The organism is Isoptericola cucumis, assembly GCF_014635665.1.
GTDB lineage: Bacteria > Actinomycetota > Actinomycetes > Actinomycetales > Cellulomonadaceae > Isoptericola > Isoptericola cucumis.
In genome coordinates this window covers 108,697-115,953 of sequence record NZ_BMDG01000015.1, presented here as the reverse complement: position 1 = coordinate 115,953, position 7,257 = coordinate 108,697, and the positions used below count along the sequence as shown (strand labels likewise).

The following is a 7,257-nucleotide window of genomic DNA, read 5'->3' as shown; positions in this document are numbered from 1 at the left end:
TCGCCCGATCGCTCCTGGAAGCCGGCGGCTTCAGACCGCGGCTACACCCTCAGATCGGATGAGCCATCAACGGCCTTGCGCGACCTCGACCCGCCCGATGCGGGCGAGGCCGTCGTCGCGAGCTACTTCGAGACCTGGGGGACGGACAACGGGTATGCCACTGCCGTCTACGGTCCTGTCGGCGATGCCGTTGGCGCGGTGACGATCACCCGCGCCAACGGGTTCGAGGTTCAGGCGACCGTCGCCGACGGATGGTGGGCCGCCTGGTGGCCCGGTCCCAGCGACGGGGCCACCACCCTCACGGCGCACGGCGACGACGGCGTCACGTCGTCGCCAGTTCGGCTGGACTCGCCGAGACCCCTCAGGGACTCATGAGTCTCGACGTCTGGAGCGGGCGCGAATCTGTAGCGTAGGAACCTGCGAATCTGGAGCGTGGAACCTGCGAATCCGTCGCCTGACCTCACCGCCGGCCCTGCCCACCACCTGACCTACGGCCGGGCCGAGAACCTCTCCAGCAGCTCGGCGTGGCCGGAGCAGACCAGCAGGTCGTTCGCGCTCACCCGGGTCTCGGGCGTCGCGTAGATGAACTCGGTGCCGGGGGACTTCACGCCGATGACCGTGACGCCGTACTTCTTGCGGATGTCCGACTGGGCGAGCGTGAACCCCTGCATCTCCTTCGGCGGGCGCATCTTGACGATGGTGAACCCGTCCTCCACCTCGATGTAGTCGAGCATCTTGCCGCTGACGAGGTGGGCCACGCGCGACCCGGCGTCCGACTCCGGGAAGACCACGTGGTGCGCCCCGATGCGCGTGAGGATGCGCCCGTGCTCGGCGGAGATCGCCTTGGCCCAGATCTGCGGCGTGCCCATGTCGACGAGGTTGCCGGTGATGAGCACCGACGCCTCCAGCTCGGTGCCGACGCCGACCACCGCGACGCCGAAGTCCCGCGCGCCGAGCTGCTCCAGCGCCTCCGGGTTGGACGCGTCCGCCTCCACGAGCGGCAGGCGGCCGGACCACTGCGCGACCAGGCGCTCGTCGCGCTCGACGGCCAGGACGTCCTGGCCGAGGCGGTCCAGGGTCCCGGCGATGGCCGAGCCGAACCGACCCAGCCCCACCACGAGCACGCCGGCGTCCCGCTCTCGCTCGCGGGTCTTCTTCTCGGGCACGAGGTTCCTCTCGACGTCAGGGCGGAGCGTCGACCGTCAGCCCACGATTCTCGTGGTCGGGTGAGTCTGCGGTTCTGCTTCGGGCGAGTGCCTCGTTCCTCGGCCCTCACCCTCCGCGGCACCTCCGACTCACCCGACGATCGGACGTTCCTCGGGGAAGCGTACGATGCGCCGCCGGTCGCGCAGGGCCAGCGCGCCCATGAGCGAGATCACGCCCACGCGCCCGACGAACATCAGCCCGCTCAGCCAGAACTTGGCCGGGTCGGGCAGGTCGGCCGTGATGCCGGTGGACAGGCCCACGGTCGCGAACGCCGAGATCACCTCGTACAGCACCTCCGAGAGGCTGAACGGGGTCATGCGCAGCAGCGCGAGGCACGACACGAGCACCGCCGTCGCCCCCATGAAGACCACCGCGATCGCCAGCCGGATCGTGTCGCGGGGGATGCGGCGCCCGAAGGCGTCCGTGTCCTTGTCACCGCGCGCCTCCGAGAGGATGGCGAGCAGCATGACGGCGAGCGTCGTGACCTTGATGCCGCCGGCGGTCGACGCCGAGCCGCCGCCCACGAACATCAGCGCGTCGGTGACCAGCCAGGTCTCCTGGTGCATCTCGTGCACGTTGACGCTGCTGAACCCGCCCGAGCGGGGCATCACCGAGGCGAAGATCGACGACAGGATGCGGGTGCCGGTGTCCTGGGCCCCGAGGGTCGCGGGGTTCGTCCACTCCAGCACCCCGATGAGCACCGCGCCGCCGCCCAGCAGCGCCAGGCTCGTCGTGACGGTGAGCTTGGTGTGCAGGGACAGCGACCGGATCCAGTGATGACGACGCCGCCGGTGGGTCATGATGTTGAGGATCACGGGGAAGCCCAGCGAGCCGATGAACACCCCGAGGGCGATCGGCAGCAGCACGAACCAGTCCGACGCGAAGGGCAGCAGCCCGTGCTCGGTCGGCACGAACCCTGCGTTGTTGAACGACGAGATCCCGTAGAACAGGGAGTGCCAGGCCGCCTGCCCGGCGGGGTCGCCCAGCGCGAGGAACCGCGGGAACAGCATCAGCGCGATCGCCATCTCGATCGAGGTGGCGGTGATGATGATCGTGCGCAGCAGGGCGCCGACCTCGCCGAGCCGCTCGGTCTTGGTCTCCGAGGCGGTGAGCAGCTTCTGGGTGAGGCCGAGACGCCGCGACACCGCCAGCCCGAGCAGCGACGCGAGCGTCATCACGCCGAGGCCGCCGATCTTGATGCCCAGCAGGATGACGACCTGCCCGTACTCCGACCAGTAGCTCGCGGTGTCGACCACGACCAGGCCGGTCACGCAGACGGCCGACGTCGCCGTGAACAGCGCGTCGACCAGCGACGCCCCGCGGCCCGAGGCGGTCGCCCACGGCGGCAGGAGCAGCAGGGTGAACAGGGTGATGACGGCCGCGAAGACCGTCATCGCGAGCCGCGCGGGGTACTCCCGTGCAGCCTGGTCCACCCAGCCGCGCAGCGACAGCATGCGGCTGCCCCACGTCGTCGCCACCCGACTCCCTTCCCACCACGCGCCGCGCCAGCGCGTGGCCCGTCTCGGTGACGGACCACGCGGCCCCAGCCTGCCACGCCGTGGGCTACCGTGACGGGATGTGCGTCGCCCGGCTGCTGTGGAGCCCCGAGCTGCTGCGGTACGACTTCGGTCCCGGGCACCCGATGGCGCCGGCCCGTCTCGACCTCACGATGCGCCTGGTCGCCGAGCTCGGCCTGCTCGAGGCGCCCTCGCTGGAGGTGGGCGACGTCGACCCGGCCGACGACGCCGTCGTGCAGACGGTGCACGACCCCGAGTACGTCGCCGCGGTGCGGCGCGCGGCGACCACCGGTCAGTCGGACCCGGCCCGCGGGCTCGGCACGGAGGACGATCCGGTCTTCGCCACCATGCACGAGGCGGGTGCCCGGCTGGTGGCGGCGTCGGTGGACGCCGCCGAGTCCGTGTGGTCCGGGCGCGTGGCGCACGCGGTGAACGTGGCCGGCGGGATGCACCACGCGCGGCGCGGCGCGGCGTCCGGCTTCTGCATCTACAACGACGCCGCCGCGGCGGTGCAGCGGCTGCTGGACCTGGGCGCCGACCGCGTCGCGTACGTGGACCTCGACGCGCACCACGGCGACGGGGTCGAGTCGATCTTCTGGGACGACCCGCGCGTGCTCACCGTCTCCGTGCACCAGGACGGGCACACGCTGTTCCCCGGCACCGGCAACCCGGCGGACATCGGCGGGACGGCGGCCCAGGGCACGGCCGTCAACGTCGCCCTCCCGCCCCGGACCGACGGCGGCCGCTGGCTGCGCGCCCTGGACGCCGTCGTGCCCGCGGTGGTGCGCGAGTTCGGTCCGCAGGCGATCGTCTCGCAGCACGGGTGCGACGCGCACGGCAACGACCCGCTGACGGACCTGGACGTGAGCGTCGACGCGCAGCGCACCGCGGCGCGGTGGGTGCACGACCTGGCGCACGAGGTCGCCCGCGGTCGCTGGGTGGCGCTCGGCGGCGGCGGGTACGCGGTCGTCGACGTCGTGCCGCTGGTGTGGGCGAGCCTCGTCGCGGAGGCGGCGCACGTGCCGCTGCCGCCGGGGCTGCAGCTGCCCGCGGCGTGGCGGCACGAGGTCGAGGAGCTGTCGGGGCTCGACCCCGCGGAACGGCTCGGCACGGGCGAGGCCGAGTGGCGCCCGTGGTCCGACGGCTACGACCCGTCCGACGACGTCGACCGCGCGATCCTGGCCACGCGCCGGCACGTCTTCCCCACGTGGGGCCTCGACCCCTACCGGGACTGAACCGCCCGGGGCGCCGCCCCGCGCCGGGCGCGCACCAGCAGGGCGACGGCGACGAGCGTGCACGCGGCGAACGACGGCCACAGCGCCACCCGCTCGAGCAGGCCGCCCCACCGCACGTCGAGGCGCACGACCAGCAGGGCACCCGCGACCAGGCCGACGGCGCCGACCGCCGCGAGCCACCACCACGCCGGCCGGTGCCACGACCGGGCCAGCGCGCCCCCGGTGAGCGCCACGGCCGCGCCGCTGACCACGATGCCGGGGGTGGAGACCAGGGCGCCGGCCGGCCTCACGACGGACGTCCTGGCCGGGCGGTACGGTCGCGTGCCATGCCGACGGACGCCGCGATCACCGCCGACCTGCTCCGGGACCTGCTGCGCGACCAGCACCCGGACCTCGCCGACCTGCCCCTGCGCGAGGTGGAGGGCGGCTGGGGCAACCAGATGTGGCGCCTGGGGGACGACCTGGCCGTGCGGGTCCAGCGCATGGACCCGGGTCCCGACCAGCAGCTCAGGGAGCGGCGGTGGCTCCCGCTGCTCGCGCCGCGCCTGCCGCTGCCGATCCCGGTCCCGGTGCGCAGCGGCACCCCCTCCGAGCGGTTCGACAAGATCTGGACGGTCGTGACGTGGGTGCCGGGCCTGCCGCTGGACCGCGGGTCGATCACCCGAGGCGCGCACGCGGCCGAGACCCTGGCGGGGTTCCTGCGGGCGCTGCACGTGGCGGCGCCCGCCGACGCCCCGGTCGACCCGGTCCGCGGCGCGCACCCGCGGGACAGCACGGACGGCTTCGAGCAGTTCCTCGGTGCCGTCGACGCCGCAGCGGTCGGGGACCTCGCCGGCGTCCGGCGCGTCTGGGCCGACGCCGCCGCGGCCCCCGCGTGGGAGGGCCCGCCGGTGTGGGTGCACGGCGACCTGCACCCCGCGAACGTGGTCGTCGCGGACGGGACGCTGGCGGGCGTCGTCGACTTCGGCGACCTGTTCGCCGGCGACCCGGCCCTGGACCTCGCGGCCGCGTGGGTGCTGCTGCCGGCGGGTGCGGCCGCGCGCTTCTTCGCCGCGTACGCGGGGGCCGACGAGGCGACGGTCCGGCGCGCCCGCGGGCTGGCCGCGCTGAAGAGCCTCTTCCTCATGCTGATGGGCCAGAACGGGGACCGCGGCCTGCCCGGCGGCAAGCCGGCCTGGGGCCCGGCGGGCCGGGCGGCGCTCGACCGGGTCCTCGACGAGCGCCCGGCCTGACCCGCCAGCCGTCCAGGGGACCGGCGCTCAGGGGAGCCCACCCGGCACGGTGCCGGGCAGGTGCCGGCGGTAGCCCGCCACGACGACCGCGACGGACACCCCGCCGAGCACGAGCAGGACGCCGAAGAGCGCCGTCGTCGTGAACGGGGGCGTGACCGCCGCCATCGCCGCGGGCAGCAGGAAGCCCGCGTAGGCGACAGCGTAGAACACGCCCGTGAGGCCGGCGAGGTCGCGCGGGCCGGCGATGCGCTGCACCTCCATCAGGCCCGACGAGAGCCCGATGCCGATGCCGACGCCGGCCACCACCGCGGCGGCGACGCCCCACCCGGGCGAGGAGGCCGCGACCGCCGCGCCGACGGCGCCCACGGCCGCCACCAGGACCACGACGGCCACCGTGAGGCCGCGCGCGCTGTCGGCCGCGTCCAGCCGCTTCGCGGCCGGCTGCACCACGGCGGCGACGCCGAGGCACACGACCGTCAGCAGCGTCGCGTACGCCACGCCCAGGTCGCCGGCCTGCGCGCGCAGCAGGACGGGCGTGTACCCGTAGGCGAGGGCGGCCACCGCGAAGATCCAGGGCGCGACGACGAGCACGACCCGCGTGAAGCGCCGGTGCCCGGCGGCCGGGACCCGCAGCTGCGCGCGCAGCGGCCCCGGCACGCCGCCGCCCGTGCTCGTCTCCGGGACGCGGAGCACCCACACGGCGAACGGCACGGTGACCACCAGGTGCACCAGGTAGGGCAGCTCCTCGGGCCAGGGGCCCCACTGCCCGAGCGACCCCGCGACCAGCGCGCCCAGCCCGGACCCGAGCGTGAAGGCGAGCGACGCGCGGCGCGCGCCCGACCCGGCGTCGGCGGTCCGGTCGTAGGGGACCTGCGACAGCTCCTTGAGCCAGCTCGTGCCGACGGCCATCGCGGTGCCCACCGTCAGGCCCGCCAGCAGCCGGCCCACGTAGATGGGTGCCGGGCCGAGCGCGCCGAAGGCGAGCACGGCGCTCGCGGCCATGGCGAGGAGGGTGCCCGCGAACATCACCGGCCGCCGGCCGTGCCGGTCGGACAGGGCGCCCGCCACCAGCAGCGCCGGCGCGAGCCCCAGCACGTACACGCCGAGGAAGGTGTTGACCGTGGTGTCGCCGTAGCCGTGCACGTCCTCGTACATGAGCAGCATCGGGCTGAACTGGTTGCCCGCCCAGGAGCACACGAAGAGGGCGCCGAAGACGCCCTTCCAGCCCTGCGTCCCCCGGGCCATCAGAGGATGCCGCGGTGCCGGCGCACGTGCTCGCCGACCAGGCGGCAGAACTCCTCGACGTCGCCCTGCTCGGCGGCGGCGAGCATCGCCTCGTGGTCGCCCAGGGACGATGCGACCTGTTGCGGGCCGACGTGCAGGAGCTGGCGGCGCAGCCGCTGCTGCCGGTCGCGCAGCAGGCCGTGGAACTGCTGGGCGGTCTGGTTGCGCGACGCGACCACGAGGACCGTGTGGAACCGGCCGTCCGCCTCGACGAACGCCTCGACGTCGCCGGCCGCGGCGGCCTCCCGCTGGTCCTGCAGGCTGGCGCGCATCGCGTCGAGGGTCTCGACGGGCGGGGCGCCGTGCGCCAGCGCCCGACGCGCGGTGGAGAGCTCGATCGCCTCGCGCATCTCCAGCACGTCGCGGGCCTCGTCGGGCGCCATCGGCACGACGGCGGCGCCGCGCCGGGAGGACACGGCGAGGAGGTGCTCGGCGTCCAGGCGCAGGAACGCCTCGTGGACCGGGGTGCGGCTGATGCCGAGCTCGGCGGCCACCTCGCCCTCGGACAGGAGCCGGCCGCCGGGGATCTCGCCGGACAGGATCCTCGTCTTGGTGTGCTCGTAGGCGCGCTCGGCGGCGCCGGAGGGGGCAGGCATGCGTTGCACTCTAGGTTGCATGCAAGGTGGCGCGCAAAGCCGGGACGGCTTTTTTCTGCCGGCGGGGGCGGGGCCGGCGTTCCTGGCACGAAGAAGCATCGGGTAGTCTGAGGGACGGACTTTTCCGCGTTGGTCGGCTGCACCTGGTCACAGGGCTCGTGGGACCAACCGTGCTCCACCACCCGAC

The 7,257-nt window shown here is 74.4% G+C and carries 8 protein-coding genes; 3 read left to right on the top strand and 5 right to left on the bottom strand.

The window, feature by feature from the left end; genetic code table 11:
* Nucleotides 1-375, top strand: a 375-nt coding sequence (locus tag IEW03_RS18645) for a hypothetical protein (protein ID WP_229738428.1), incomplete at its 5' end; no start/stop codon positions are given.
* 113 nt (nt 376-488) lie between these two features.
* Here the strand turns inward: IEW03_RS18645 and IEW03_RS18640 are convergent.
* Together IEW03_RS18640 and IEW03_RS18635 are read right to left on the bottom strand one after the other, a co-directional pair.
* Nucleotides 489-1,166 (bottom strand): potassium channel family protein, encoded by a 678-nt coding sequence (locus tag IEW03_RS18640; RefSeq protein WP_188525212.1) that lies wholly within the window; start codon nt 1,164-1,166, stop codon nt 489-491.
* Between the two features lie 129 nt (nt 1,167-1,295).
* Nucleotides 1,296-2,660, bottom strand: coding sequence for a TrkH family potassium uptake protein (locus tag IEW03_RS18635; protein ID WP_188525224.1), 1,365 nt, complete (start codon nt 2,658-2,660; stop codon nt 1,296-1,298).
* A gap of 122 nt (nt 2,661-2,782) precedes the next feature.
* Here IEW03_RS18635 and IEW03_RS18630 point away from each other — a divergent pair, with 122 nt between their 5' ends.
* A complete protein-coding gene (locus IEW03_RS18630) occupies nt 2,783-3,958 on the top strand; it encodes an acetoin utilization protein AcuC (RefSeq protein ID WP_188525211.1) in 1,176 nt (391 codons plus the stop codon).
* Here the strand turns inward: IEW03_RS18630 and IEW03_RS18625 are convergent.
* On the bottom strand, nt 3,946-4,248 hold the full coding sequence (locus tag IEW03_RS18625) for a hypothetical protein (protein ID WP_188525210.1): 303 nt from the start codon (nt 4,246-4,248) through the stop codon (nt 3,946-3,948). The genes IEW03_RS18630 and IEW03_RS18625 overlap by 13 nt on opposite strands.
* A 36-nt stretch (nt 4,249-4,284) precedes the next feature.
* Between IEW03_RS18625 and IEW03_RS18620 the strand changes: the two genes are divergently transcribed.
* The gene (locus IEW03_RS18620; RefSeq protein ID WP_188525209.1) at nt 4,285-5,190 is read left to right on the top strand and encodes a phosphotransferase; all 906 of its coding nucleotides are present in this window, start codon (nt 4,285-4,287) and stop codon (nt 5,188-5,190) included.
* Between the two features lie 27 nt (nt 5,191-5,217).
* On the opposite strand, the gene IEW03_RS18615 is transcribed toward IEW03_RS18620, so the two are convergent.
* On the bottom strand, nt 5,218-6,435 hold the full coding sequence (locus tag IEW03_RS18615; protein ID WP_188525208.1) for an MFS transporter: 1,218 nt from the start codon (nt 6,433-6,435) through the stop codon (nt 5,218-5,220).
* Nucleotides 6,435-7,070: a GntR family transcriptional regulator gene (locus IEW03_RS18610; RefSeq protein ID WP_188525207.1), complete on the bottom strand. Its 636-nt coding sequence runs from the start codon at nt 7,068-7,070 to the stop codon at nt 6,435-6,437. Before IEW03_RS18610 ends, IEW03_RS18615 begins: the two co-directional genes overlap by 1 nt.
* Between the last annotated feature and the right edge of the window lie 187 nt (nt 7,071-7,257).